Source organism: Micromonospora sp. NPDC005291, assembly GCF_040607415.1.
In the GTDB taxonomy this organism is placed as follows: Bacteria; Actinomycetota; Actinomycetes; order Mycobacteriales; family Micromonosporaceae; genus Micromonospora.
In genome coordinates this window covers 180,350-205,391 of record NZ_JBEXGR010000008.1, presented here as the reverse complement: position 1 = coordinate 205,391, position 25,042 = coordinate 180,350, and the positions used below count along the sequence as shown (strand labels likewise).

Sequence of the window (25,042 nt, the reverse complement as noted above, 5' to 3'; positions counted from 1 at the left end):
CGGATGGTGGCTGGCAGAGTGGAGGCGTGAGCCGTACCCCGCAGGGCCAGCGCGCCAGTCTGGACAAGCAGCCGCACGAGGTCGCCGCGATGTTCGACGACGTGGCGGAACGTTACGACCTGACCAACACGGTGCTCTCCTTCGGTCAGGATCGTTCCTGGCGCCGGGCCACCCGGGCGGCACTCGGGCTGCGGCCGGGCGAGCTTGTGCTGGACGTGGGCGCGGGCACCGGTGTCTCGACGCAGGAGTTGGCGCAGTCCGGGGCGTACGCGGTCGGCGCCGACCTGTCGCTGGGCATGCTGTACGCCGGCAAGCGGGCCCGTCCCGAGGTGCCGCTGCTGGCCGGAGACGCGCTGCGGCTGCCGTTCGCCGACGCCAGTTTCGACGCGGTGACGATCTCCTTCGCCCTGCGCAACGTCAACGACACCGACGCCGCCCTGCGGGAGTTGGCTCGGGTGACCCGGCCGGGCGGGCGGCTGGTGGTCTGCGAGTTCAGCACCCCGGTCAACCCGGCCTTCCGGACGGTCTACCTGTCGTACCTGATGCGGTCGCTGCCGGCGGTGGCCCGCACGGTGTCCAGCAACCCCGAGGCGTACGTCTATCTCGCCGAGTCGATCCGGGCCTGGCCGGCGCAGGCCGCGCTGGCCGGGCGGGTCGCCGCAGCCGGGTGGGGACGGGTGGCGTGGCGCAACCTGACCGGTGGTGTGGTGGCCCTGCACCGGGGGATCCGCGAGTAGCGGCGGACGGTGCGTGAGGATAGGCACGGACATTATTCAGGTTTCGTGAATATCGGTCTTTAGTCCACTTTGCCCCGTACGCTCGTCCGCATGACCGGATCACACCCGGCGGACCCGGTGGCCGCCACCGACGACGACGCGGCCGAACTCATCGCGCAGTTGCGCGCGTTGGCCGGAGCCGATCCGGCGGAGGTCCGGCAGGTGGTCGCCGAGGTGTTGGCGGCGCTGGATCGAGCGGCGGGTGGTGCGCTCCGCGAGCATCTGCCGGAGACCATCCGGGTCGATGCGGGCCTGGATGCCCCCAGCCCGGCCTGACACCTGACTGCTGTAGACGGTCAAGAGCTGTCACATCGGCGAGTTAGGTACCCCTGATCCTGCGCAGGTATGACGCCGGTCATACACTCGTCCCGTTGAGCTTGTGAAGCAATTCACGAGCGTGCGGGAGGAGGCGCGAATGACCGCGGTAGAACACGACGCCGACGTCATTGTCGTGGGCGCCGGTCCCGGTGGATCAGCGACTGCGTACCACCTGGCCCGGCACGGCGTACGGGTGCTGATGTTGGAGAAGACCGAGTTCCCCCGGGAGAAGGTCTGCGGCGACGGGCTGACCCCCCGCGCGGTGCGCCAGCTCATCCGGATGGGTGTGGACACGTCGCCCGAGGCTGGCTGGCTGCACAACCGCGGCCTGCGGGTCATCGGCGGTGGGGTACGCCTCGAACTGGACTGGCCGGATCTCGCCAGCTTCCCCAACTACGGCCTGGTGCGCACGAGGCTGGACTTCGACGACCTGCTCGTCCAGCGGGCGGTGGCCGCCGGCGCCAAGCTGCGGACCAGCGTCAACGTGCTGGGCCCGGTGCTCGACGGCGACGGCCGCGTCACCGGCGTCGAGGCGGAGGTCGGCCCGGGCAAGGAGCCCGCCACCTTCCACGCCCCGCTGGTCGTTGCGGCCGACGGTGTCTCCGGCCGGTTCCCGCTCGCGCTCGGGCTGGCCAAGCGGGAGGACCGGCCGATCGGCGTGGCCGTCCGCCGCTACTACCACTCGCCGGCCAAGCACGACGACAACTACCTGGAGTCCTGGCTGGAGCTGCGCAGCAAGGACAGCGGAGACAACCTGCTCCCCGGGTACGGCTGGATCTTCGGTCTCGGTGACGGCCGGGTCAACGTCGGCCTCGGCGTGCTCAACTCGTCCTCCGCGTTCGGCAAGACCAACTACCGCCGGCTGCTCACCGACTGGCTCGCCAACACCCCCGAGGACTGGGGGATGACCGACGAGACCAACGCCGACGGCCCGATCCTCGGCGCCGCGCTGCCGATGGGCTTCAACCGGGTGCCCCACTACACCCGCGGCGTGATGCTGGTCGGCGACTCCGGCGGCATGGTCAACCCGTTCAACGGTGAGGGCATCGCGTACGCGATGGAGTCCGGCGAGCTGGCCGCGGAGGTCGCGGTCCAGGCCCTCGCCCGGCCGGCCGGCCCGGAGCGCGAGCGGGCGCTGATGGCGTACCCGAACGAGCTGAAGGCCCGGCTCGGCGGCTACTACCGGTTGGGTGGCATCTTCGTGAAACTGATCGGCCGCCCGGAGATCATGCGGATCGCCACCAAACACGGCATGCCGCATCCGACGCTGATGCGTTTCGTGCTCAAGCTGTTGGCCAACCTGACCGACCCGCGCGGCGGGGATGCGATGGACCGGGTCATCAACGCGATGACGAAAGCAGCACCAGCCGTATAGATGACTGGCGTCCTGGCTGGTCACAGCCCCGACGCCGACAAAGATCGACCCCCGCTGGCTGCCACTGCGAGGGACGTGAATAGTGTGATTTTCGTCAAGCACCGAGGGCAGGGAAGGACGAGCAGGAGAAAACGATGTCGCTCTCGCCTTACGCACCGATCATCGGGCTGTTCGCCCTCGCCGCGGCGTTCTCGCTGTTTTCCGTTGGCGCCGCCCGCTTCGCCGGTCCCCGTCGCTACAACAAGGCCAAACTCGAGGCATACGAGTGCGGCATCGAGCCCAGCCCGCAGCCGGTCGGCGGCGGACGGTTCCCGATCAAGTTCTACCTGACGGCGATGCTCTTCATCGTCTTCGACATCGAGATCATCTTCCTCTACCCCTGGGCGGTCTCGTTTGACGCTCTGCCGATCTTCGGCTTCGTGGAGATGGTCCTGTTCATCGTCGCGGTCTTCGTCGCGTACGCCTATGTGTGGCGGCGCGGCGGCCTGGACTGGGACTGAGGAAGGAACGTCAGATGGGCATCGAGGAGAAGCTTCCCGCCGGCGTCCTGCTCACCTCGGTGGAGAAGCTGGTCAACTGGTCCCGGAAGTCGTCCGTGTGGGGCGCTACCTTCGGCCTGGCCTGCTGCGCCATCGAGATGATGGCCGCCGGTGGTCCCCACTACGACATGGGCCGCTGGGGCATGGAGGTCTTCCGGGCGTCGCCCCGGCAGGCCGACCTGATGATCGTGGCTGGCCGGGTGAGTCAGAAGATGGCCCCGGTGCTGCGCCAGATCTACGACCAGATGGCAGAGCCCCGCTGGGTGCTCTCGATGGGCGTCTGCGCCAGCAGCGGCGGCATGTTCAACAACTACGCCATCGTGCAGGGCGTCGACCACGTGGTGCCGGTCGACATGTACCTGCCCGGCTGCCCGCCCCGGCCGGAGATGCTCATCGACGCGATCCTCAAGCTCCGCGAGAAGATCATGTATGAGCCGTTGGGCCCGAACGGCCGCAAGATGCTGGCTGCCCGCCAGGAGCGCGGCGATGTTCCGATCGTCCCCTACGGCTCCATGCCCTCCTCGTACCGGAGCGACAAGGCCCGGCGTGCCGAGTGGACCCGGGCGGTCCGCGAGGGCCGCGAGGAGCAGTTGCGGATCGAGAACTGGATGAACGCTCAGAACCACCTCCACCCGCAGGCAGGCCCCAAATGACGTCACCCACCGACAAGCCCAACGACGGCGGCGTGCCGGTGCCGGTCACGCCGGTCGGCGCCAGCACCACCGCCCCGGCCGAGTACCCGCCGGCCAGCCCGGCGGGGCGCGGCATGTTCGGCAACCAGGGCACGGGCGACGTGTCCGGCTACGGCGGGCTGATCCGCCAGCGCCAGCCCATCGAGGAGGCGCCCCGGCCGTACGGGGGCTACTTCGACGAGGTCCGCGACGCGTTGGAGGAGGCGTACCCGGCCTTCGGCGACGCGATCGAGAAGGTCGTGGTCGACCGGGGTGAGCTGACCCTGCACGTACGCCCGGAGCGGATCGCCGAGGTCTGCCAGGTGATGCGGGACGACCTGGCGCTGCGTTTCGAGCTGTGCTCGTCGGTGTCCGGTGTGGACTACCTCGGTGCCGACGAGCGCCGGCTGCACGTGGTGTACCTGCTCACCTCGATGACCTACCGGCGTCGGGTCCGGCTGGAGGCCGCGGTTTCCGTCGAGGCCCCGCACCTGCCCAGCGTGACCGCCATCTACCCGACCGCGGACTGGCAGGAGCGGGAGGCGTACGACATGTTCGGCATCGTCTTCGACGGCCACCCCAACCTGACCCGGATCCTCATGCCGGACGACTGGGAGGGCCACCCGCAGCGCAAGGACTACCCGCTCGGTGGCGTGCCGGTCGAGTACAAGGGCGCCGAGATCGCGCCGCCGGACCGGAGGAGGTCCTACCAATGACCACGTCGAACTATGCGACCGAGCGCGAGACCACCGAGGGCCGGGTCTTCACCGTCACCGGTGGGGACTGGGACACGATCGTCTCGGGCACCGACCCGATCAACGACGAGCGGATCGTCGTCAACATGGGTCCGCAGCACCCGTCCACGCACGGGGTGCTGCGGCTGATCCTGGAGCTGGAGGGCGAGACGGTCCGCGAGGCCCGCTCGGTCGTCGGCTACCTGCACACCGGCATCGAGAAGAGCCTCGAATACCGCAACTGGGTCCAGGGCTCGACGTTCGTGACCCGGATGGACTACCTCGCCCCGATCTTCAACGAGACGGCGTACGCGCTGGCGGTCGAGAAGCTGCTCGGCATCACCGACGACGTCACCGAGCGGGCCACCACCATCCGCGTGCTGATGATGGAGCTCAACCGGATCTCGTCGCACCTGGTCTGGCTGGCCACCACCGGCATGGAGCTGGGCGCGATCTCGATCATGCTGTACGGCTTCCGTGAGCGGGAGTACATCCTCGACATCTTCGAGACCATCACCGGTTTGCGGATGAATCACGCGTACGTCCGGCCGGGTGGTGTGGCGCAGGACGTGCCGGACGAGGCCATCGTCAAGATCCGCGAGTTCCTCAAGATGATGCCGAAGAAGCTCAAGGAGTACGAGGACCTTCTCTCCGGCCAGCCGATCTGGACCGAGCGCACGAAGAACGTCGCGGTGCTGGATGTGACCGGCTGCGTGGCGCTCGGCATCACCGGGCCGGTACTGCGCTCCGCCGGCCTCGCGTGGGACCTGCGCAAGACCATGCCGTACTGCGGTTACGAGACGTACGAGTTCGACGTGCCGACCCACCCCGACGGTGACGTGTGGGGCCGCTACCTGGTCCGGCTCGCCGAGATCCGGGAGTCGATGAAGCTGGTCGAGCAGGCGCTGGACCGGCTCCGGCCGGGCCCGGTGATGGTCGCCGACCGCAAGATCGCCTGGCCGGCGCAGTTGGCCATCGGCGTCGACGGCATGGGTAACTCGCTGGAGCACGTCGCGAAGATCATGGGTCAGTCGATGGAGTCGCTGATTCACCACTTCAAGCTGGTCACCGAGGGCTTCCGGGTCCCGCCCGGCCAGGTGTACGTCGGCATCGAGTCGCCCCGCGGCGAGTTGGGCGTGCACGCGGTCTCCGACGGTGGCACCCGGCCGTACCGGGTGCACTACCGGGAGCCGAGCTTCGTCAACCTCCAGGCCCTCCCGGCGATGGCCGAGGGCGGTCTGATCGCCGACGTGATCGCCGGCGGCGCCTCGTTGGACCCGGTGATGGGTGGTTGTGACCGATGAGTGTTGTTTTCACTGACGAGACCCGGGAGCGGGCGCGCGAGATCATCGCCCGTTACCCGGCGGACCGATCCCGCTCGGCGTTGCTGCCGCTGCTGCACCTGGTGCAGGCGGAAGAGGGGTACGTCTCCCCGGCCGGGGTCGCGTTCTGCGCCGAGGTGCTCGGGCTGAACAAGGCCCAGGTCGGCGCGGTGGCCACCTTCTACACCATGTACAAGCGCAAGCCGACCGGTGACTTCCTGGTCAGCGTGTGCACCAACACCATGTGCAATGTGCTCGGTGGCCAGGAGGTCTACGACACCCTCTCGGAGCACCTGGGCGTCGGGCACGACGAGACGACCGCTGACCAGAGGATCACGCTGGAGCACGCCGAGTGCCTGGCGGCGTGCGACTACGGCCCGGTGATGACGGTCAACTACGACTTCTTCGACGGCGTGGACCCGTCCACCGCGGTCAGCGTGGTCGACGAGCTGCGGGCGGGCGGGCGGCCGATGCCGACCCGCGGTGCCCGGCTCTGCACGCTCAAGGAGATGGCGGTGCAGCTCGCCGGTTTCGCCGACGAGCGCGACGGCGCGGTCGCCGACGGCGGGCCGGGCGAGCCCACCCTGCGCGGGCTGCGGCTGGCGCAGCAGCACGGCGTGTCGGTGCCGGGCTTCGACCCGAACACCCCGATCCGTAGCAAGGCGGAGGCGGACAAGGCGGCGGCGAAGGCGAAGGCCACCGAGGCCGCCGCGAAGCCTGCCGCTGAGCCCGCCGCGCCGACCAGCCCGGTGAAGGGCGGCGACGGCGCCTCCGCCACGGTCCCGGCGGAGACCTCGCCACCGGGCCCGCGCGACGCGCAGGAGGCGGAGGCCGCCGGCGTGGCGGCCAACGCGCCGGCCAGCGACCGCAAGCCCGCCGGTGACTCCACCGGTGCGCAGGAGCGCAACCTCAACGAAGCGTCGGCAGGCGCCGGTGGCGCGAACTCCGCCGCCGCGAGCGAAACGGGGGCCCAGAAGTGACCACTCCCCGCCCGGAGACGCTGGCCAAGCTGACGCCGGTGCTGACCAAGCGCTGGCTGTCGCCGGACGCCTGGCGCATCGGCACGTACGAGCAGTTGGACGGCTACGCCGCCCTGCGCAAGGCGATCAAGGCCCACCCGGACGACCTGATCCAACTGATCAAGGACTCGGGTCTGCGCGGCCGGGGTGGCGCAGGCTTCCCCACCGGTCTCAAGTGGGGTTTCATCCCGCAGGGCGACGGCAAGCCGCACTATCTGGTGGTCAACGCCGATGAGGGCGAGCCGGGCACCTGCAAGGACCTGCCGCTGATGACCCACGACCCGCACGCGCTGGTCGAAGGCGTGATCATCGCGTCGTACGCGATCCGGGCCAACCGCGCCTACATCTACATCCGGGGCGAGGCGGTGCACGCCGCGCGCCGGCTGCGCAACGCCGTCCAGGAGGCCTACGACAAGGGCTACCTCGGCCGGAACATCCTGCGCAGCGGGTACGACCTGGAGCTGGTGGTGCACTCCGGCGCCGGGGCGTACATCTGCGGCGAGGAGACGGCGCTGCTGGACTCGCTGGAGGGGTTCCGGGGTCAGCCCCGGCTGCGCCCACCGTTCCCTGCCACCCACGGCCTGTACGCGAGCCCGACGGTGGTGAACAACGTCGGCACCATCGCCAGCGTGCCGCCGATCGTGCTCGGTGGGGCCGACTGGTGGAAGAGCATGGGCACCGAGAAGTCCTCCGGGCCGATGATCTACTCGCTCTCCGGCCGGATCGCCAACCCGGGCCAGTACGAGTGCTCGATGGGCGTCACGCTGCGCGAGCTGCTGGAGCTGGCCGGTGGGATGCAGCCCGGGCACAACCTGCGGTTCTGGACCCCGGGCGGTTCGTCCACCCCGTTGCTCGCCGCCGAGCATCTGGACGTGCCACTGGACTTCGAGGGGGTGGCGGCGGCCGGCTCGATCCTCGGCACCACGGCCACCCAGATCTTCTCCGACCAGGACTGCCCGGTCTACGCGACGTACCGGTGGCTGGAGTTCTACCACCACGAGTCGTGCGGCAAGTGCACCCCGTGCCGCGAGGGCAACTACTGGATGGTCCGGGTCTACCGGCGGATCCTCGCCGGTCAGGGCACCCACGAGGACCTGGACACCCTGCTGGACACCTGCGACAACATCCTCGGCCGCTCGTTCTGTGGCCTGGGTGACGGCGCGACCAGCTCGGTGACCTCGTCGCTGCAGTACTTCAAGCAGGACTACCTCGACTACATCGAGGGACGTACCGCACCCAAGCTGTCGGACAAGCAGCTGGTTGGAGCGCACTGATGCGAGTGCGAGGCGTGAGCGGAGCGAGCCCCGCAGTCGCGAGCGAAAGGCAAGCACTGTGACCGACGTAGCCAAGCAGACCGAGACCGTCACCCTCACCATCGACGGCGTCGAGGTCACCGCCCCCAAGGGGACGCTGCTGATCCGGGTCGCCGAGCAGATGGGCACCGAGATCCCCCGCTTCTGCGACCACCCGCTGCTGGCCCCGGCCGGCGCGTGTCGGCAGTGCCTGGTCGAGGTGGAGGGGCAGCGCAAGCCCGTCGCCTCCTGCACCCAGGCCGTCGCCGACGGCATGGTCGTGCGTACCCAGATCACCTCCCCGGTGGCCAAGAAGGCGCAGGAGGGGGTGATGGAGCTGCTGCTGCTCAACCACCCGCTGGACTGCCCGATGTGTGACAAGGGCGGCGAGTGCCCGCTCCAGAACCAGGCGATGTCCACCGGCCGCACCGACTCGCGCTTCCACGAGCACAAGCGGGAGTACGAGAAGCCGATGGCGATCAGCAGCCAGGTGCTGCTGGACCGCGAACGCTGCGTGCTCTGCCAGCGGTGCACCCGGTTCTCCGATGAGATCGCCGGCGACAAGTTCATCGACCTGATGGGCCGGTCGTCCGCCGAGGAAATCAACATCTACCGGGACGACACGTATAGCGGGAATGCGGACGACGGCAGTGCTGGCCGCACCGACTCGGCCTCCGCTGGCGCTCCGGCTTTCGCCGGTGGGGATGTCCCGTTCAACTCCTACTTCTCCGGCAACACCGTGCAGATCTGCCCGGTGGGTGCGCTGACCGGTGCCCAGTACCGCTTCCGGGCCCGCCCGTTCGACCTGGTCTCCAGCCCGAGTGTCTGCGAGCACTGCTCGGCGGGCTGCGGACAGCGCACCGACTGGCGGCGCGGCAAGGTGCTGCGCCGGCTGGCCGGCGACGAGCCGGCGGTGAACGAGGAGTGGAACTGCGACAAGGGCCGGTGGGGCTTCCAGTACACCCGGGCCACGGACCGGCTGACCACCCCGCTGGTCCGCGACGAGCACACCGGTGAGCTGCGCGAAGCGTCCTGGAGTGAGGCGCTCACCAAGGCCGCCGAAGGGCTGCACGCGGCTCGGGAGAGCGGGCAGGGCACGGCGGTCCTCACCGGCGGTCGGCTGACCGTCGAGGACGCGTACGCGTACGCGAAGTTCGCCCGGGTCGCGTTGAACACCAACGACATCGACTTCCGGGCCCGGCCGGTCTCCCGCGAGGAGGCCGACTTCCTGGCCAGCTCGGTCGCCGGGGTCACCGACGTCACCTACACCGACGTGGAGAACGCGCCGGCGGTGGTGCTGGTCGGCCTGGAGCCGGAGGAAGAGTGCCCGATCCTCTTCCTGCGGTTGCGCAAGGCGTACCTGAAGAAGACCCTCACGGTGTACGCGCTGGCGCCGTTCGCCACCCGTGGCCTGGAGAAGCTCGGTGCCAAGCTGGCCCGGGTGGTGCCGGGCGAGGAGGCCAGCGTGCTCGCCGAGCACGCCACGGTCGCCGATGCCCTGAGCGCACCGGGCGCGATCCTGCTCGTCGGCGAGCGGTTGGCCACTGTGCCGGGTGGGCTGTCCGCCGCGGCGGACATCGCTCGGCGTACCGGCGCGAAGATGGCCTGGGTGCCGCGGCGCGCGGGTGACCGTGGCGCGGTCGACGCGGGCTGCCTGCCCAACCTGCTCCCCGGTGGACGGCTGGTCACCGAGCCGGCCGCTCGGGCCGAGCTGGGTGAGGCGTGGGACATTCCGGCCGGGGTGATCCCGAGCCAGGCCGGTCGGGACACCGACGGGATCCTCGCCGCCGCGGCCAACGGGCAGCTCGGCGCGTTGGTCGTCGGTGGTGTCGACCCGGCCGATCTGGCCGACCCGCGCCTGGCCGAGGCCGCCCTGGACGCGGTGCCGTTCCTGGTCAGCCTGGAGTTGCGCGGCAGCGCGGTGACCCGGCGGGCGGACGTGGTGCTTCCGATCGCCCCGGTGGTCGAGAAGGCCGGCAGCTTCCTGGACTGGGAGGGTCGGCTGCGCCCGTTCGAGCCGGTGCTGGACACGGCGGCCATGACCGACGGTCGGGTGCTCGACGCGCTGGCCGCACTGCTCGACGTGCGGCTCGGCACCGCGGACGTGCCGAGCGTGCGTCGCGAGCTGGGCACGCTGCCGGCGACGCGTACGTCTCGGCCGGCCGCGCCGTCGGTGGCACCGGGCCGGGTGCCGCAGCCTGGTGACGGGGAGGCCGTGCTGGCCACCTGGCACCAACTGGTGGACCTCGGCACGCTGACCGACGGCGACGAGAACCTTGCCGGCACCGCCCGCCCGCCGGTGGTCCGGCTGGGTAAGGGCACCGCCGAGGCACTCGGTGTCGCCGACGGCGACGCGGTCACGGTGGGCACCGACCGGGGGGCACTGACCCTGCCGGCGGAGCTCACCGAAATGCCGGACGGCGTGGTCTGGCTGCCGACCAACTCACCCGGCTCGACCGTGCGACGCAGCCTCGGGGCGACGTCCGGCGCGGTCGTCCGGCTCTCCGTCCCCGCACCGCGCGTGGCCGTCCCGGCCGGGCGGGTGGCGGCCGACGAGACCGGCCTTCCGGGTCCGCTCCTCAACACCGGGGGTAACCAGTGAGTCCGATCTACCTGGCCCAGGACCCGACGCTGGCCGACTTCGGCCGGGATCCGTGGTGGCTGGTTCTCGGCAAGATTGTCTTCGCGTTCGCCTTCGGTCTGCTGGCCACCCTGCTCGGTGTCTGGTTCGAGCGGCGCGTGGTCGGTTACATGCAGGTGCGGCCGGGCCCCAACCAGGTCGGTCCGTTCGGCCTGCTGCAGACCCTCGCCGACGGCCTGAAGATGGCCTTCAAGGAGGACATCCTGCCGAAGGCGGCCGACAAGGTCGTCTACTTCTTCGCCCCGACCATCTCGGTGATCTGCGCGGTCACCGCTCTGTCGGTGGTGCCGTTCGGTCCGATGGTGAGCATCTTCGGCCACCACACGCCGTTGCAGGTCACCGACGTGCCGGTGGCGGTGCTGCTGCTGCTGGCCTGCTCCTCGATGGGCGTCTACGGCATCGTGCTGGGCGGCTGGGCCTCCGGCTCGACGTACCCGCTCCTCGGTGGTCTGCGGTCGACCGCCCAGATGATCTCCTACGAGGTCGCCATGGGGCTGAGCATCGTGGCGGTCTTCATGACCGCCGGCACGATGAGCACCAGCGGGATCGTCGCGGCGCAGGGCGACGCCACGCGGCTGACCATCTTCGGCACCGAGATCCCGGCGCCGGGCTGGTACGCGATCCTGCTGCTGCCGAGCTTCATCATCTTCTTCATCGCCACCGTCGGTGAGACCAACCGGGCGCCGTTCGACCTGCCCGAGGCCGAGTCCGAGTTGGTCGCGGGCTTCATGACCGAGTACAGCTCGCTGAAGTTCGCGCTGTTCATGCTCAGCGAGTACGTCGCGATGGTGACCATGTCCGCGGTCACCACCACGCTGTTCCTCGGTGGGTGGCGGGCGCCGTGGCCGATCACCATCTGGGAGGGCGCCAACTCCGGTTGGTGGCCGATGCTCTGGTTCTTCGGCAAGGTGATCGCGCTGGTCTTCGTCTTCGTGTGGCTGCGCGGCACGCTGCCCCGGCTGCGCTACGACCAGTTCATGCGCCTCGGTTGGAAGGTGCTGCTGCCGATCAACCTGGTCTGGATCCTGGTCCTGTCGGGCCTGCGCTCCATCGAGGACTGGGACACGCGCGGCAAGGTGATCGCCGTCGGCATCCCGGCCGGCCTCCTGCTGATCGCCACGCTGTTCTGGCCCAACCGCCGGCCGCAGCCGAAGCCGACGCCGCAGGAACAGGTCGACAACCGGCCGTACGGGAGCTTCCCGCTGCCACCGATGGATCTTCAGGTACCACCGAGCCCGCGTATCACGCGCGTGGTCGCCGAGCGGGAGCCGGCCAACATCGTTGCCGGCTCGGACTCCAGGGAGGTGTGACGTGGGCTCGATCACCGGAACGTTCAAGGGATTCGGTGTCACCTTCTCGCACATGTTCAGGAAGGTCGTCACCACCGACTACCCGTTCAAGCCGCCGGTGTCGGCGCCGCGCTACCACGGGCGGCACATCCTGAACCGGCACCCGGACGGCCTGGAGAAGTGCATCGGCTGTGAGCTGTGCGCCTGGGCCTGCCCGGCGGACGCGATCTACGTCGAGGGTGGCGACAACACCGACGAGCAGCGCTTCTCGCCGGGTGAGCGGTACGCCAGCATCTACCAGATCAACTACGCCCGGTGCATCTTCTGTGGGCTGTGCATCGAGGCCTGCCCGACCCGGTCGCTCACCATGAGCAACGAGTACGAGCTGGCCCGGGACAACCGGCAGGACCTGATCTTCACCAAGGAGCAGTTGCTCGCACCGTTGCTCGAGGGCATGGAGCAGCCGCCGCACCCGATGCGGCTGGGTGACAGCGAGAAGGACTACTACGTCGGCGCGCTGACGAACCCGGGCACCTCCGCCGGTGCGGAGACGTCGCCGATGGGCCCCGGCCGCTACGAGGTCGAGGAGCACCCCGGCGTGACGTTCCCGGGCGCCGAGCAGGCCGCCCAGCGGGTGGCGGCCGGCAAGGGAGAGGGAGCATGACCACGTCTACGGTGCTCGCCGCGGCGGGTTCGGTGCCCGGCGGTGAGGCGGTCACCTTCTGGATCCTCGCCCCGCTCGCGCTGGTCGGCGCGATCGGGATGGTGGCCGCGCGCAATGCCGTGCACTCGGCGCTCTGGCTGGTCCTGACCATGCTCTGTCTGGGCGTGTTCTACGTGCTCCAGGCCGGTCCGTTCATCGGCATGGTGCAGATCATCGTCTACACCGGCGCGATCATGATGCTCTTCCTCTTCGTGCTGATGCTGGTCGGTCGGGACTCGACGGACTCGCTGATCGAGACGCTGCGCGGCCAGCGGGTCGCCGCGATCGTGCTCGGCCTGGGCTTCGCCGGCCTGGTCGGCAGCGGCCTCTACCAGGCGCTGGACAAGACCACCGCGGTCGGCCTGGAGCAGGCCAACGCGGAGGGGAACGTGCAGGGCATCGCCCGGCTGCTGTTCACCAAGTACGTCTTCGCGTTCGAGCTGACCTCGGCGCTGCTGATCACCGCGGCGGTCGGTGCCATGGTGCTGGCCCATGTCGAGCGGCGTAAGCAGGACAAGATCGACCAGCCGTCGACCATGCGGGCTCGCTTCGCCCCGGGCAACTACCCCGGCCCGAAGCCGGGCCCCGGCGTCTTCGCGACCTCATCCTCGGTGGCCACCCCGGCCCGGTTGCCGGACGGCCGCCTGACCGACCGCAGCACCCCGGCGATCCTTCCGCAGCGCGAGCTGACCGCCGAGGAGACCTCGCTGAAGGGGACGGACAAATAATGGAGAAGTTCTTCTCGGTCGAGCCGAACTACTACCTGGTCCTCGCCGCGGTGCTGTTCACCATCGGTGCTGCCGGCGTGCTGGTCCGGCGCAACGCGCTCGTGCTGTTCATGTGCGTGGAGCTGATGCTCAACGCGGCCAATCTGACGCTGGTCACCTTCAGCCGGATCAACGGTGACCTCAACGGTCAGATCATGGCGTTCTTCGTGATGGTGGTGGCGGCGGCCGAGGTCGTGGTCGGTCTCGCGATCATCATGTCCATCTTCCGGACGCGACGCTCGGCGAGTGTCGACGACGCCAACCTGCTCAAGTACTAAGGGGCAAGCAAGTGGAAGAGAATCTGGCGCACGCCTCAGCGGCGCCGTTCGGCGCCGTCGCTTACGCTCCGGCAGGTGGCTTGCTCGGCAGCGTCTGGCTGCTGGTGGCGATCCCGCTGGTCAGCGCCGCCATCCTGCTGCTGCTCGGCCGGCGGGCCGACCGCTGGGGGCACTGGCTGGGCGTCGCCTCCATCGGTGCCGCGTTCGTGCTCGGCCTGTCCTTCTTCTTCCAGCTTCGTGGCCTGGAGAACAAGTCGGTCGAGCTGAGCCTCTGGGACTTCATCGCGGTCGGTGATCTGCGCGTCGACTTCGGCCTGCTGTTCGACCCGCTGGCCGCGGTCTTCGTACTGCTGATCACCGGGGTGGGTTTCCTGATCCACCTGTACGCGGTGGAGTACATGGCGCACGACGCGGGCCGTCGTCGGTTCTTCGCGTACTTCAACCTGTTCGTCGCGGCGATGCTGCTGCTGGTGCTCGGCAACAACTACGTGATGCTCTACTTCGGCTGGGAGGGCGTCGGTCTGGCGTCGTACCTGCTGATCTCCTTCTGGACCGAGCGGCCGAGCGCGGCCACCGCCGGCAAGAAGGCGTTCCTGATGAACCGGGTCGGCGACGCCGGCCTGGCCATCGGCATCTTCATCATGTTCGCCACCCTGGGCACCACCCAGTACGACGAGGTGTTCAACGGCGTCGGCGCGCTGACCGGCACCACCGTGCTGGTGCTCGGCCTGCTGCTGCTGCTCGGCGCGGCCGGCAAGTCCGGTCAGTTCCCCCTACAGGCGTGGTTGCCGGACGCCATGGAGGGCCCGACTCCGGTGTCGGCGCTCATCCACGCGGCCACCATGGTCACCGCGGGCGTCTACCTGATCGCCCGCTCCAACCCGATCTTCTCGGCGAACTCGACGCTCCAGCTCGTGGTGGTCAGCGTCGGCGCACTCACGCTGCTGATCGGCTGCATCATCGGCGCGGCCAAGGACGACATCAAGCGGGTGCTCGCCTGGTCGACGGTGAGCCAGATCGGCTACATGTTCCTCGGCGTCGGCCTGGGCGGTGGCGCGTACGCGCTGGCCATCGTGCACCTGCTGGCGCACGGCTTCTTCAAGGCCAACATGTTCCTGGGCGCCGGCTCGGTGATGCACGGGATGAAGGACCAGGTCGACATCCGCCGCTTCGGCGGGCTGTCGAAGTACATGAAGATCACCTGGCTGACGTTCATGATGGGCTGGCTGGCCATCATCGGCATGTTCCCGTTCTCCGGCTTCTTCTCGAAGGAGCCGATCATCGTGGCCGCCTTCGAGCGGGCCGACTGGACGGCCTGGCTCTTCGGCGGGGCCGCGCTGCTCGGCGCCGGGCTGACCGCGTTCTACATGACCCGGCTGTTCGTGCTCACCTTCCACGGCCCGAAGCGGTGGACCGAGGACATCGAGCACCCGCACGAGTCGCCGAAGCTGATGACCATCCCGCTGATCCTGCTGGCGGTCGGCTCGGTCGGTGCTGGTTTCCTGCTCTCCACGTCCGTACCGGACTGGCTGACGGAGACCGCCGGGCTGGGTGGCGAGCACGCGGAGCACGAGGCGGTCCTCTCGCACGCCGTGATCACCACGCTGTCGCTGCTGGTGACCGTGCTCGGTGCGGGGCTGGCCTGGTTCCTCTTCCGGGCCGGTACGGCCACCGCGCCGCAGCCGGCCGGGGTGCTGGTCACCGCCGCCCGACGCAACCTCTACACGGACGCGGTCAACGAGGCGGTCTTCGAGAAGCCCGGCATCTTCCTCACCCGGGCGCTGGTCTACCTCGACAACCGGGGCATCGACGGGCTCGTCAACGGGCTCGCCGCCGCGGTCGGCGGTGGCTCGGGTCGGCTCCGGCGGTTGCAGACCGGCTTCGTCCGCTCGTACGCCACCTCGATCCTGGCCGGTGCGCTGCTGGTGATGGCGGCGTTCCTGGCGGTGCAGGCCGGGTGGTTGGCGTGATCGACCTCTTCCCGGCCGCCCCCGCCGGCGGACCAGGCATCCACGACGGAGGTAAGGCCGCATAATGTCCAACTTCCCGTTCCTCTCGGTGCTCACCGTGGCGCCGCTGGTGGGCGCCCTGGTGGTGGCCTTCCTGCCGCGCCACCGGCCCGAGCTGGCCAAGCAGGTGGCGTTCGCCTGGTCACTGCTCGTGCTGGTGCTCTCGGTGGTGATGTGGGTCAGCTTCAACGCCGGCGGTGACCGGTTCCAGTTCCGCGAGTCGTACTCGTGGATCCCGAACTGGGGTGTGAGCTTCACCTTCGCCGCCGACGGCATCGCGCTGGTGATGCTGATGCTGATCGCGGTGCTGGTGCCGTTGGTGATCCTGGCCTCCTGGCACGACGCGGAGTCGTCGAAGCGGTCGGTGCCCGTCTACTTCGCACTGCTGCTGGTCCTCGAGTGCACGATGATCGGCGTCTTCGCTGCCGCCGACGTCTTCCTGTTCTACGTGTTCTTCGAGGTCATGCTGGTCCCGATGTACTTCCTGATCGGCAGCTACGGCGGCCACCAGCGGCAGTACGCGGCGGTGAAGTTCTTCCTCTACTCGCTCGTCGGCGGTCTGTTCATGCTGGCCGCGGTGATCGGCCTGTGGGTGGTCGGCGGGAAGACCTTCGACTGGCAGGCCCTGTCGCAGGTCGACATCAGCACCGGCACCGAGCGTTGGCTGTTCCTCGGCTTCTTCCTCGCGTTCGCCATCAAGGCGCCGTTCTTCCCCTTCCACACCTGGCTGCCCGATGCCGGTGGCGCCGCCCCGGCGGGCGCCGCGGCGCTGCTCGTCGGTGTGCTGGACAAGGTCGGCACGTTCGGCATCCTGCGCTACTGCCTGCCGCTGTTCCCCGAGGCGTCGAAGTGGTTCGCGCCGTGGGCGCTGGCGCTGGGCGTGATCGGCATCGTCTACGCCGCGCTGCTGGCGGTCGGCCAGAACGACCTCAAGCGGCTGGTGTCGTACACCTCGATCGCGCACTTCGGCTTCATCGGGGTGGGCATCTTCGCCTTCACCACCCAGGCGGGCACCGGGGCGGTGCTCTACATGCTCAACCACGGGCTGGCCACCGGTCTGCTCTTCCTGGTGGTGGGCATGCTGATCTCCCGGCGCGGCTCGTCGCTGATCAGTGACTTCGGTGGCGCCGGCAAGCTGGTCCCGGTGCTCGCCGGGGTGCTCTTCTTCGCCGGTCTCGCCTCGCTCGCGCTGCCCGGGACGGCACCGTTCATCTCCGAGTTCCTGGTGCTGATCGGCACCTTCACGGTGAACAAGCCGGTCGCGATCATCGCCACGCTCGGCATCATCCTGGCCGCCGCGTACGTGCTGTGGATGGTGCAGCGCACCACTCAGGGCACGCTCAACCCGGCGCTGACCGAGGTCGAGGGCATGCGCCGGGACCTCAACCTGCGTGAGAAGTTCGTGGTCGCCCCACTCATCGCGCTGATCGTGCTGCTCGGCTTCTTCCCGAAGCCGGTCACCGACGTGATCAACCCGGCCGTCCAGGCGACCATGGACGACATCGGCAGGACCGACCCCGCTCCATCATCGGTGGGCACCGTCCAGGAGGCGGCAAAGTGACCGAGTTGAAACTGCCGTCGATCGACTACGCGGCGCTCGCTCCGATCCTGATCATGCTGGGCACCGCCCTGCTCGGTGTGTTGGTCGAGGCTCTAGTGCCCCGGCGCTCGCGGCACGTGGTGCAGTTGACGCTGGCGTTGTTGGCGGTGCTCGCGGCGCTGACCATGGTGGTCCTCAACGCCGACGTCCGAATCATCACCGCCGGTCAGGCCCTCGCGGTGGACGGGCCGACGCTCTTCCTCCAGGGCGCGATCCTGGTGCTGGCCGCGATGGCGCTGCTGCTGATCGGTGACCGCTCGGTCGAGCGGGGCGGGGCGTTCGTCGCCCAGGCCGCGGTGACCGCCGAGTCGGCCGACGACCGGCGACAGGCCGAGGGGCGTAACGGCCTCACCGAGGTCTACCCGCTCACCACGTTCGCGATCGGCGGCATGCTGATCTTCGTGGCGGCGAACGACCTGCTGACCATGTTCATCGCGCTGGAGGTCTTCTCCCTGCCGCTCTACCTGCTCTGCGCGCTGGCCCGTCGCCGGCGGCTGCTGAGCCAGGAGGCGGCGATGAAGTACTTCCTGCTCGGCGCGTACGCCTCCGCGTTCTTCCTGTTCGGCGTGGCCCTGATCTACGGCTTCACCGCCGGCATCCCGGGCCGTACGGCCGGCGTCGACTTCGCCACGGTCAACGCGGCGGTGAGCGAGTCGCCGGCCAGCCCGGTGCTGCTCTTCGCAGGTATGGCGCTGCTCTCCATCGGTCTGCTCTTCAAGGCCGCGGCGGCACCGTTCCACGTCTGGACCCCGGACGTCTACCAGGGTGCGCCGACGCCGGTCACCGGCTTCATGGCGGCCTGCACGAAGGTCGCCGCGTTCGGTGCTCTGCTGCGCGTCTTCCACGTCGCGTTCGCCGACGCCAGCTGGGACTTCACTCCGGTGCTCGGCGTGGTGGCGGTGCTGACCATGCTGGTTGGCGCGGTGCTCGCGGTCACCCAGACCGACATCAAGCGGCTGCTCGCGTACTCCTCGATCGCCAACGCCGGCTACCTGCTGGTCGGTGTGCTCGCGCCGAGCCGCGACGGGCTCTCCGGCACGATGTTCTACCTGGTTGCGTACGGCTTCTCGGTGCTGGCCGCGTTCGCGGTGGTGACCCTGGTGCGGGACGCCGACGGGGAGGCCACCCACCTGTCCCGCTGGGCTGGGCTGGGCCGGCGTTCGCCGTTCTTCGCCGCACTGTTCACCTTCATCCTGCTGGCCTTCGCCGGTATCCCGCTCACCAGCGGCTTCACCAGCAAGTTCGCCATCTTCGGGCCGGCGCTGGAGAGTGGCCATGCCTGGCTGGTGATCGCCGGTGTGCTGACCAGCATGGTGCTGGCGTTCCCGTACCTGCGGGTCGTGGTGATGATGTGGCTCTCCGAGCCGGGCGAGTCCACCCCGACCGTCACGGTGCCCGGTGGGCTCACCTCCGCCGCACTGATGATCGGTGTGCTGGCCACCCTGGTGCTGGGCATCGCCCCGGCGCCGCTGCTCGACCTGGCCACCGGAGCTGCCGAATTCGTGCGATGACCGAAGGATCGATCACTGGGGGTCGGCGCGTGTTCACGTGCCGGCCCCCGGTGCGTATCCCCGGCCCGGAGCAGGTCGAACGGGTGTGGCATGGTTGATAGCGTGGTGAATCCGGCTGGCGAGCGTTCAGGTGCCTCCGGCTCCGGCGGTCGTCGGGGTCGGGCGAGCACGAGTCAGTTCGGCGCGCTCGGCCTCAACCTCGCCGATCCCCGCGTCGAGGCGTCCGTGCTGGGTCTGCTGGACACGGTCGAGGTCGAGTTGCGGGCCAGTGTGGCCAGCGCCGATCCGTTCGTCACCGAAGCTGCCAGGCACCTCGTCGAGGCCGGCGGGAAGCGCTTCCGGCCGCTGTTGGTGGCGCTCGGCGCCCAGTTCGGGGACCCCACCAGCGCGCAGGTGGTCCCGGCTGCCGTGGTGATGGAACTCACCCACCTCGCCACCCTCTACCACGACGACGTGATGGACGAGGCTGCCGTCCGCCGGGGCGCGCCGAGTGCGAACTCCCGCTGGACCAACTCGGTCGCCATCCTGGTCGGCGACTACCTCTTCGCCCGTGCGGCGGACATCGCCGCCGATCTGGGCCCCGAGGCGGTCCGGTTGCAGGCGCGCACCTTCGCCCGGCTGGTGCACGGCCAGATCGCGGAGACCGTGGGGCCGCGTGCCGGCGACGACCCGGTGGCCCACTATCTCCACGTGATCGCCGAGAAGACCGGCTCGCTGATCGCCACGTCGGCCCGGTTCGGCGGCATGTTCGGTGGTGCCTCCGTCGAGCACGTCGAGGCTCTCGCCGGGTACGGCGAGACGATCGGCGTCGCCTTCCAGCTCTCCGACGACCTGCTGGACATCGCCTCCGAGTCGGTGCAGTCGGGCAAGACGCCCGGCACGGACCTGCGTGAGGGCGTCCCGACACTGCCGGTGCTCTACGCTCGCGCCTCGGACGACTCCGACGCGTCCTCGGTGCGTCTGCGGGAGATCCTGGCGATCGGCCCGCTGACCGACGACGCGCTGCACGCCGAGGCGCTGGGGCTGCTCCGGGAGAGCCCAGCGCTCAAGCGGGCCCGCGAGACCGTGCGCAGTTACGCCGAGGACGCCCGCGCGCGCCTGGCTCCGCTTCCGCAGGGCCCGTCACGCCGCGCTCTCGAATCGCTCTGCGACTACATCGCCGACCGCACCAGCTGATCCACGCCCAGGCCCGCCCCAGCGGCGGCGCGGGTCAACAGGCGGCTGCCGACGAGCATGAGGGCGGCGGCGAGCAGCATGGCGACCGCCGCGGTGGTCCACATCGCCGGGTAGCCGACGTGGGCGGCGAGTGGGCCGAGGGTCAGCGGGCCGAGACAGCCGCCCGCGTACACCCCGGTCTGTGTGATCGAGGTGGCGGCGGCCGGTGACTGCGGGTGAAGCCGGACCACCGCGAAGTTCATCAGGCCGGGCCAGGCCCAACCCAGGCCGAAGCCGAGCACCACGCCGACCACCAGCGGCACCGAGCCGCTCACCGCGAGCAGGCCCAGCCCGGCCGCACCGACGACCAGCATCGCGGCGATGAGGGCGACGTGACCGGTGTCGCGGCGATCGGCCAACCAGCCGGCGCCCACCCGGGCCGTCATGCAGACCGCGCTGCCCAGGGTCAGGGTGAGGCCGGCGAGGCCCGGCGACAGGCCCCGGGCCGCCGCGGAGTCCACCAGGAAGGTGCCCAGCGCGTTGGCCGCGGCGGCGGCCAACGTCGCCGCCGCGCCGATCACCACCAGCGCCGTCGTCGCCCGGCCAGCGCGCGTGGCGCCGGCCCGCCGCGCCAGACCGGGCAACTGCCGGGGTACGGCGGGCAGCGTCGTCAGCGCAGCCACGGCGGCGGCCACGAACGCCCAGCGCCAGCCGACGGTGAGCGCGATGGTGGGCACCGCCGCCCCGGCCAGCAGGGTGGAGACCGGGATGGCGGCCTGCTTGACGCCGAACGACAGCCCTTGCCGTCGGGCGGGCACGTGCTGGGCCAGCGCCGCGTTGCTGGCCAACTGGCCTAGCGCGTTCGCGGCGGCGCTGAGCGCCAGCAACCCGACCAGCACCGGGTACGACCGGGCGAGAGCGGCCACGGCCAGCATCGACCCGGCGGCCAGCAGGATGCCGCAGCGGGCCACCAGGGCCGGCCCGTACCGCTCGACCAGGCGGCCGGAGGGCACCGAGGCCAGCGCGCTGACCCCGAAGTAGACGGCCACGGCCAGGCCCAGGCCGGCCGGGGAGAAGCCGAGGTCCGTGCCCATCTGCACGGCGAGACCACCAAGAAGGAAAACGGGCAGTACGCAGGCCACGGTGGTGACGACTGCGCCGGCACTCGCCCTGATCGGGCGGGGTCGGGCGATGGTCGGATTGGAGGTGGAGACGGTGTTGGTCATCGTCCGGCAAACCTACGCGAGCCCTCCTCAGACCACTCCTGGTGACCGGCGGGGCACCAGCTGTGGATGGTGATCTGGCATCCTCGACCCGAACAGGCATTTCGCACCGGGCCTGTTTTTCATATGGTGTAAGTCCCCGGCGGCGGAGGTGGTTGTGCGCGACCCCTTGGCAGAACCTTCGGACCTGATCCGCAGCGTGTCCCGAGCGCTGCGGGTGCTGGAGTCGGTCGGTCGCGCCCCGAAAGGCCTGACCGTCAAGCAGATCGCCCGGCGGTGCGAGCTGACCGTGGCCACCACCTACCACCTGGTCCGCACACTCGCCTACGAGGGCTACGTGATCCGTCGCGAGGACGGCACGTACATCGTGGGGTTGGAGGTGGCCGACCGGTACCGGGAGCTGGTGACCGCGTTCCGGGGCCCGCCAGCGGTCGGTGAGACGCTGCGGCGGGCCGCTCTGGACACCGGCTACAGCCACTACCTCGGTCGCTTCGTCGGCGGTCAGGTGGCCCTCACAGCGGTCGCCGAGGGGCACCGCTCGCCCTACCTGGAGGACCTGGTCCCCGGCTTCGACGAGGGGGCGCACGCGACCGCCCTCGGCAAGTCGCTGCTCGCCACCCTCACCAGCGACCAGCGCTACCGCTATCTGCGGGAGTACGGCATGCGCCCGTTCACCACCTCCACGCTGACGACCAACGAGACGTTCGAGGCCGACCTTGCCGCCGGCGACCGCCGCGGGATGCAGTTGGAAATGGGGCAGTTCCGTCAGGGGGTGGCCTGCGCGGCGGTGCTCGTCGCGCCGGACAAGGACATGGAACGCCGGGTCGTGCTGGCCTGCGCGTTGCCGGCCGGCGAGATGATGACCGCCGCTCGGGTGGTGCGGGCCAAGCTGCTCACCGTGGCCCGCAGCGTCGCCGACGGCATCGCCGCCGACAACTGACCGCGCCAACGCTGAGAGGCCCTCTCCGGCGCGCAACCGGCCTGACCTCGGGCTGAACCGATCGGCGTGACCGCACGTATTCACGAGCGGACGCACCGCCGGACGCGCGCCGGAAGCGAGGAGACCGCCATCAGCGACCATGACGCCCAACTGCTGCGCGCGCTGCACGACGAGCACGCGGACGCGCTGTACGCCCACGCCCTGCGGTTGGTCAACGGGGACCGGCAGCGGGCCGAGGACCTGGTGCAGGAGACGCTGCTGCGCGCCTGGCGACACCCGGAGTCACTCGACCCGCGACGCGGTTCGGTGCGGTCCTGGCTCTTCACCACCGCCCGCAACCTGGCCATCGACGCCTGGCGGCGGCGGTCCACCCGGGTCGGCGAGGTGTTCACCGACGATCTGCCCGAGCCGCCGGATGCGGTCGACGAGGCCGAGCGGGCGGTGGAGGCGTGGACCGTCGCCGAGGCGCTGAACAGGCTCAGCCCGACCCATCGGGAAGTGCTGGTCGAGTGCTTCTATCAGGGACGGTCGGTGGCCGAGGCGGCGTCCCGCCTGGGCGTACCGCCAGGGACCGTGAAGTCCCGCACCCACTACGCGCTGCGGTCTCTACGGTTGGTCCTGGCTGAAATGGGGGTGACGGGATGACCCGGTGCGAGTTCGCGCACGACGACGGCGCGTACGTGCTGGGTGCCCTGGCCCCCGCCGAGCGGGCGGCCTACGAGCGGCACCTCGCCGGCTGCGCCTCCTGCCGGGAGGCGGTCGCCGAGATCGCCGTCCTGCCCGGGTTGCTCGGGCGTCTCGACCCGACGGGGTTGGAGCAGATCCTGCCGCCACCGGCCCCACCCCGGGTGCCCGCGCTCCTGGAGGAGGCCCGGCGCCGTCGGCGACGGGAACGCTCCGCGGACCGGCGACGGTACGCGCTGACCACGCTGGCCGCCGCCGGGCTGGCCCTGATGGTCGGTGTGGGCGCAGCCGTGGTGCTGCCTCGACCCGCCGGTCCACCCGGCCCTCCCGGGGCACAGGGCACCACCCCCGCCCCGCAGCTGTCGATGGTCGCCATGCGACCGGTGGCCGCCGCCGGGCCGGTGCACGCCGACATCGGGCTGACCGGCACCGAGTGGGGCACCGAGGTGACCATGCGCTGCGGGTACGACGCGCGGACGAGCTATGGCAAGGCGTACCCGTTCCGGCTGGTGGCGCACGGCCCGAACGGCACCAGCGAACAGATCGGCTCCTGGCTCGCCGCACCCGGCGACGCCCTCCAGTTCACCGGTGTTTCGCGGTTCACCGACGCGGAACTGGTCAGCGTCGAGCTCCAACGAGCCGACGGCACACCGATCCTCACCTACGCCGTCCCCTGACCCCGCCCCCGCCGATCTTGCACTTTCTGCCCAGCCGTAAAGGGCACATCGCCTATCTCGGCGACCGAAGCTGCAAGATCGCGCGGGGCTAGGGGGCGGGGACGGGGACCGCGGGGGTGGGGGTTTGGGTGCGGGTACGGCGGGACTGGCGGGAACTGCGGACGGCGTCAGCGGTGAAGACGATGAGGGCGAGCCACACCAGCGCGAAGCCGGCGAGGCGGGCCGGAGGCATCGGCTCGTGGAAGATCAGCACACCGCAGCCGAGCTGAAGGATCGGCGCCAGATACTGGACCATGCCGAGGCTGCTCAGCGGCAGCCGGTTGGCCGCCCCGGCGAACAGCAGCAGCGGGATCGCCGTCGCCGCACCGGCCAGCACCAGCAGTGCCGTGTGCCCGGCCGAGACGTGCCCGAAGGTCGAGTCGGCTCTGCTCATCAGCCAGCCGAGGTAACCCAGCGCCGGCAGTGCCAGCACCGCCGACTCGACGAAGAGCCCCTCCGCCGGCGGTAGCCCCAACCGCTTCTTGACCAGGCCGTAGCCGGCGAAGCTGAACGCCAGCGTCAACGCCAGCCAGGGCAGCCGGCCGTAGTCCACCGCGAGCACCGCGACCGCCGACGCGCCGATCCCCAGCGCCACCCACTGCGCCGGGCGTAGCCGCTCCCGCAGCACCGTCACCCCGAGCAGCACCACGACCAGCGGGTTGATGAAGTAGCCGAGCGCGGTCTCCACCACCCGGTCGGAGTTGACCCCGTAGATGTAGGTGCCCCAGTTGACCGCGATCAGCGCGGAGGCGGCGACGATCCCGGCCATCGCCCAGGGGCGACGCAGCAGCGCCCGCAGGAAGCCGACGTTGCGCAGCGCGGCCAGCAGCAGGGCCACGAAGACCACCGACCAGACGATCCGGTGGGCCAGGATCTCCATCGGACCAGCCGGTCGCAGCAGCTTGAGGTAGAGCGGAAAGAAACCCCAGAGCAGGTACGCGCCGAGGCCGTAGAGGTATCCCAGGCGGAGTGGCGTCACGCGTCCACCGTAAGGGGCGTACCGCCGCTTTGTTCCTTTCCGGTGACCGGGGTCACCGGCGGGCGCTGGTCGAGCTGCATCCACCGCTGCGGGACGTCCAGCGGCGTGAAACCCGCTCGCGCGTACACCTGGTGTGCGTCCCTGGTGATCAGCAGGATCCGGCGTACGCCCAGCTCGGCCAGGTGGTCGCGGACCGCGCTCACCAGCCACCCGCCCAACCCGCTGCCCCGGGCGGCGCGGTCGACGTACACGTCGCAGAGCCACGCGAAGGTGGCACCGTCGGTGACCACCCGGGCCACCGCCACCTGGCGGTCGTCCTCGGGCCGGTAGACACCGAACGGCAGTGAGCCGGCGAACGCCCGCGCGGTGGTCTCCCGGTCCCGTCCCAGCGCCCAGTACGCGTCGGTGGACAACCAGTGGTGCACCAGGTCCAGATCGAGCCGGGCGGGGTCGATGCTGAGCAGGTGGCCGTCGGTGCGCGTCAGCGAGAACACCCTGCGA

General features: G+C 70.1%; 24 protein-coding genes. 21 read left to right on the top strand and 3 right to left on the bottom strand.

Features of this window, described 5'->3' with window-relative positions; genetic code table 11:
- Window positions 1-26: 26 nt before the first annotated feature.
- The 18 genes from ABZT18_RS14490 to ABZT18_RS14405 all read left to right on the top strand — a co-directional run bounded on the left by ABZT18_RS14490 (window position 27) and on the right by ABZT18_RS14405 (window position 20,020).
- Window positions 27-737 (top strand): demethylmenaquinone methyltransferase, encoded by a 711-nt coding sequence (locus tag ABZT18_RS14490; RefSeq protein ID WP_354992697.1) that lies wholly within the window; start codon window positions 27-29, stop codon window positions 735-737.
- Window positions 738-827: 90 nt separating this feature from the next.
- On the top strand, window positions 828-1,052 hold the full coding sequence (locus ABZT18_RS14485; protein ID WP_354992696.1) for a hypothetical protein: 225 nt from the start codon (window positions 828-830) through the stop codon (window positions 1,050-1,052).
- A 139-nt stretch (window positions 1,053-1,191) separates the two neighbouring features.
- Window positions 1,192-2,469: a geranylgeranyl reductase family protein gene (locus ABZT18_RS14480; RefSeq protein ID WP_354992695.1), complete on the top strand. Its 1,278-nt coding sequence runs from the start codon at window positions 1,192-1,194 to the stop codon at window positions 2,467-2,469.
- A 134-nt stretch (window positions 2,470-2,603) separates the two neighbouring features.
- Window positions 2,604-2,969, top strand: coding sequence for an NADH-quinone oxidoreductase subunit A (locus tag ABZT18_RS14475; RefSeq protein WP_007454588.1), 366 nt, complete (start codon window positions 2,604-2,606; stop codon window positions 2,967-2,969).
- 14 nt (window positions 2,970-2,983) lie between these two features.
- The gene (locus ABZT18_RS14470) at window positions 2,984-3,661 is read left to right on the top strand and encodes an NADH-quinone oxidoreductase subunit B (protein ID WP_124821345.1); all 678 of its coding nucleotides are present in this window, start codon (window positions 2,984-2,986) and stop codon (window positions 3,659-3,661) included.
- Window positions 3,658-4,395 carry an NADH-quinone oxidoreductase subunit C gene (locus ABZT18_RS14465; protein ID WP_354992694.1) on the top strand — a complete coding sequence of 246 codons (738 nt, stop codon included), beginning with the start codon at window positions 3,658-3,660 and terminating at the stop codon, window positions 4,393-4,395. Before ABZT18_RS14470 ends, ABZT18_RS14465 begins: the two co-directional genes overlap by 4 nt.
- Window positions 4,392-5,717, top strand: coding sequence for an NADH-quinone oxidoreductase subunit D (locus ABZT18_RS14460; protein ID WP_354992693.1), 1,326 nt, complete (start codon window positions 4,392-4,394; stop codon window positions 5,715-5,717). Before ABZT18_RS14465 ends, ABZT18_RS14460 begins: the two co-directional genes overlap by 4 nt.
- Window positions 5,714-6,715, top strand: a complete 1,002-nt coding sequence (nuoE, locus tag ABZT18_RS14455) for an NADH-quinone oxidoreductase subunit NuoE (RefSeq protein ID WP_355251503.1) — start codon at window positions 5,714-5,716, stop codon at window positions 6,713-6,715. Before ABZT18_RS14460 ends, nuoE begins: the two co-directional genes overlap by 4 nt.
- The gene (nuoF, locus tag ABZT18_RS14450) at window positions 6,712-8,028 is read left to right on the top strand and encodes an NADH-quinone oxidoreductase subunit NuoF (RefSeq protein ID WP_354992691.1); all 1,317 of its coding nucleotides are present in this window, start codon (window positions 6,712-6,714) and stop codon (window positions 8,026-8,028) included. The genes nuoE and nuoF overlap by 4 nt, the downstream gene beginning before the upstream one ends.
- A 58-nt stretch (window positions 8,029-8,086) precedes the next feature.
- Window positions 8,087-10,648: an NADH-quinone oxidoreductase subunit G gene (locus ABZT18_RS14445; protein WP_354992690.1), complete on the top strand. Its 2,562-nt coding sequence runs from the start codon at window positions 8,087-8,089 to the stop codon at window positions 10,646-10,648.
- Window positions 10,645-11,997 carry an NADH-quinone oxidoreductase subunit NuoH gene (gene nuoH, locus ABZT18_RS14440; protein WP_354992689.1) on the top strand — a complete coding sequence of 451 codons (1,353 nt, stop codon included), beginning with the start codon at window positions 10,645-10,647 and terminating at the stop codon, window positions 11,995-11,997. The genes ABZT18_RS14445 and nuoH overlap by 4 nt, the downstream gene beginning before the upstream one ends.
- A gap of 1 nt (window position 11,998) precedes the next feature.
- Entirely contained in the window at window positions 11,999-12,640 is a 642-nt protein-coding gene (gene nuoI, locus ABZT18_RS14435) for an NADH-quinone oxidoreductase subunit NuoI (RefSeq protein WP_354992688.1), read from the top strand.
- The gene (locus ABZT18_RS14430; RefSeq protein WP_354992687.1) at window positions 12,637-13,407 is read left to right on the top strand and encodes an NADH-quinone oxidoreductase subunit J; all 771 of its coding nucleotides are present in this window, start codon (window positions 12,637-12,639) and stop codon (window positions 13,405-13,407) included. The genes nuoI and ABZT18_RS14430 overlap by 4 nt, the downstream gene beginning before the upstream one ends.
- A complete protein-coding gene (gene nuoK / locus ABZT18_RS14425) occupies window positions 13,407-13,724 on the top strand; it encodes an NADH-quinone oxidoreductase subunit NuoK (protein ID WP_354992686.1) in 318 nt (105 codons plus the stop codon). The genes ABZT18_RS14430 and nuoK overlap by 1 nt, the downstream gene beginning before the upstream one ends.
- 23 nt (window positions 13,725-13,747) lie before the next feature.
- Window positions 13,748-15,694: an NADH-quinone oxidoreductase subunit L gene (nuoL, locus tag ABZT18_RS14420; protein ID WP_355251524.1), complete on the top strand. Its 1,947-nt coding sequence runs from the start codon at window positions 13,748-13,750 to the stop codon at window positions 15,692-15,694.
- 64 nt (window positions 15,695-15,758) lie between these two features.
- Window positions 15,759-17,294: an NADH-quinone oxidoreductase subunit M gene (locus ABZT18_RS14415; protein ID WP_354992685.1), complete on the top strand. Its 1,536-nt coding sequence runs from the start codon at window positions 15,759-15,761 to the stop codon at window positions 17,292-17,294.
- Entirely contained in the window at window positions 17,291-18,844 is a 1,554-nt protein-coding gene (gene nuoN / locus ABZT18_RS14410; RefSeq protein ID WP_354992684.1) for an NADH-quinone oxidoreductase subunit NuoN, read from the top strand. Before ABZT18_RS14415 ends, nuoN begins: the two co-directional genes overlap by 4 nt.
- Before the next feature lie 90 nt (window positions 18,845-18,934).
- Entirely contained in the window at window positions 18,935-20,020 is a 1,086-nt protein-coding gene (locus tag ABZT18_RS14405) for a polyprenyl synthetase family protein (RefSeq protein ID WP_354992683.1), read from the top strand.
- On the opposite strand, the gene ABZT18_RS14400 is transcribed toward ABZT18_RS14405, so the two are convergent.
- Window positions 19,996-21,225 carry an MFS transporter gene (locus tag ABZT18_RS14400; protein WP_354992682.1) on the bottom strand — a complete coding sequence of 410 codons (1,230 nt, stop codon included), beginning with the start codon at window positions 21,223-21,225 and terminating at the stop codon, window positions 19,996-19,998. The genes ABZT18_RS14405 and ABZT18_RS14400 overlap by 25 nt on opposite strands.
- Before the next feature lie 154 nt (window positions 21,226-21,379).
- On the opposite strand from ABZT18_RS14400, the gene ABZT18_RS14395 reads away from it, so the two are divergent.
- The 3 genes from ABZT18_RS14395 to ABZT18_RS14385 all read left to right on the top strand — a co-directional run bounded on the left by ABZT18_RS14395 (window position 21,380) and on the right by ABZT18_RS14385 (window position 23,523).
- Entirely contained in the window at window positions 21,380-22,162 is a 783-nt protein-coding gene (locus tag ABZT18_RS14395; RefSeq protein ID WP_354992681.1) for a helix-turn-helix domain-containing protein, read from the top strand.
- A 129-nt stretch (window positions 22,163-22,291) separates the two neighbouring features.
- Window positions 22,292-22,807 (top strand): sigma-70 family RNA polymerase sigma factor, encoded by a 516-nt coding sequence (locus ABZT18_RS14390; RefSeq protein ID WP_354993109.1) that lies wholly within the window; start codon window positions 22,292-22,294, stop codon window positions 22,805-22,807.
- Window positions 22,804-23,523 carry a zf-HC2 domain-containing protein gene (locus tag ABZT18_RS14385; protein ID WP_354992680.1) on the top strand — a complete coding sequence of 240 codons (720 nt, stop codon included), beginning with the start codon at window positions 22,804-22,806 and terminating at the stop codon, window positions 23,521-23,523. The genes ABZT18_RS14390 and ABZT18_RS14385 overlap by 4 nt, the downstream gene beginning before the upstream one ends.
- An 88-nt stretch (window positions 23,524-23,611) precedes the next feature.
- Here the strand turns inward: ABZT18_RS14385 and rarD are convergent, their stop codons facing one another.
- Together rarD and ABZT18_RS14375 are read right to left on the bottom strand one after the other, a co-directional pair.
- Window positions 23,612-24,541 carry an EamA family transporter RarD gene (gene rarD / locus ABZT18_RS14380; RefSeq protein WP_354992679.1) on the bottom strand — a complete coding sequence of 310 codons (930 nt, stop codon included), beginning with the start codon at window positions 24,539-24,541 and terminating at the stop codon, window positions 23,612-23,614.
- Window positions 24,538-25,035 carry a GNAT family N-acetyltransferase gene (locus ABZT18_RS14375; RefSeq protein WP_354992678.1) on the bottom strand — a complete coding sequence of 166 codons (498 nt, stop codon included), beginning with the start codon at window positions 25,033-25,035 and terminating at the stop codon, window positions 24,538-24,540. The genes rarD and ABZT18_RS14375 overlap by 4 nt, the downstream gene beginning before the upstream one ends.
- Window positions 25,036-25,042: the final 7 nt, after the last annotated feature.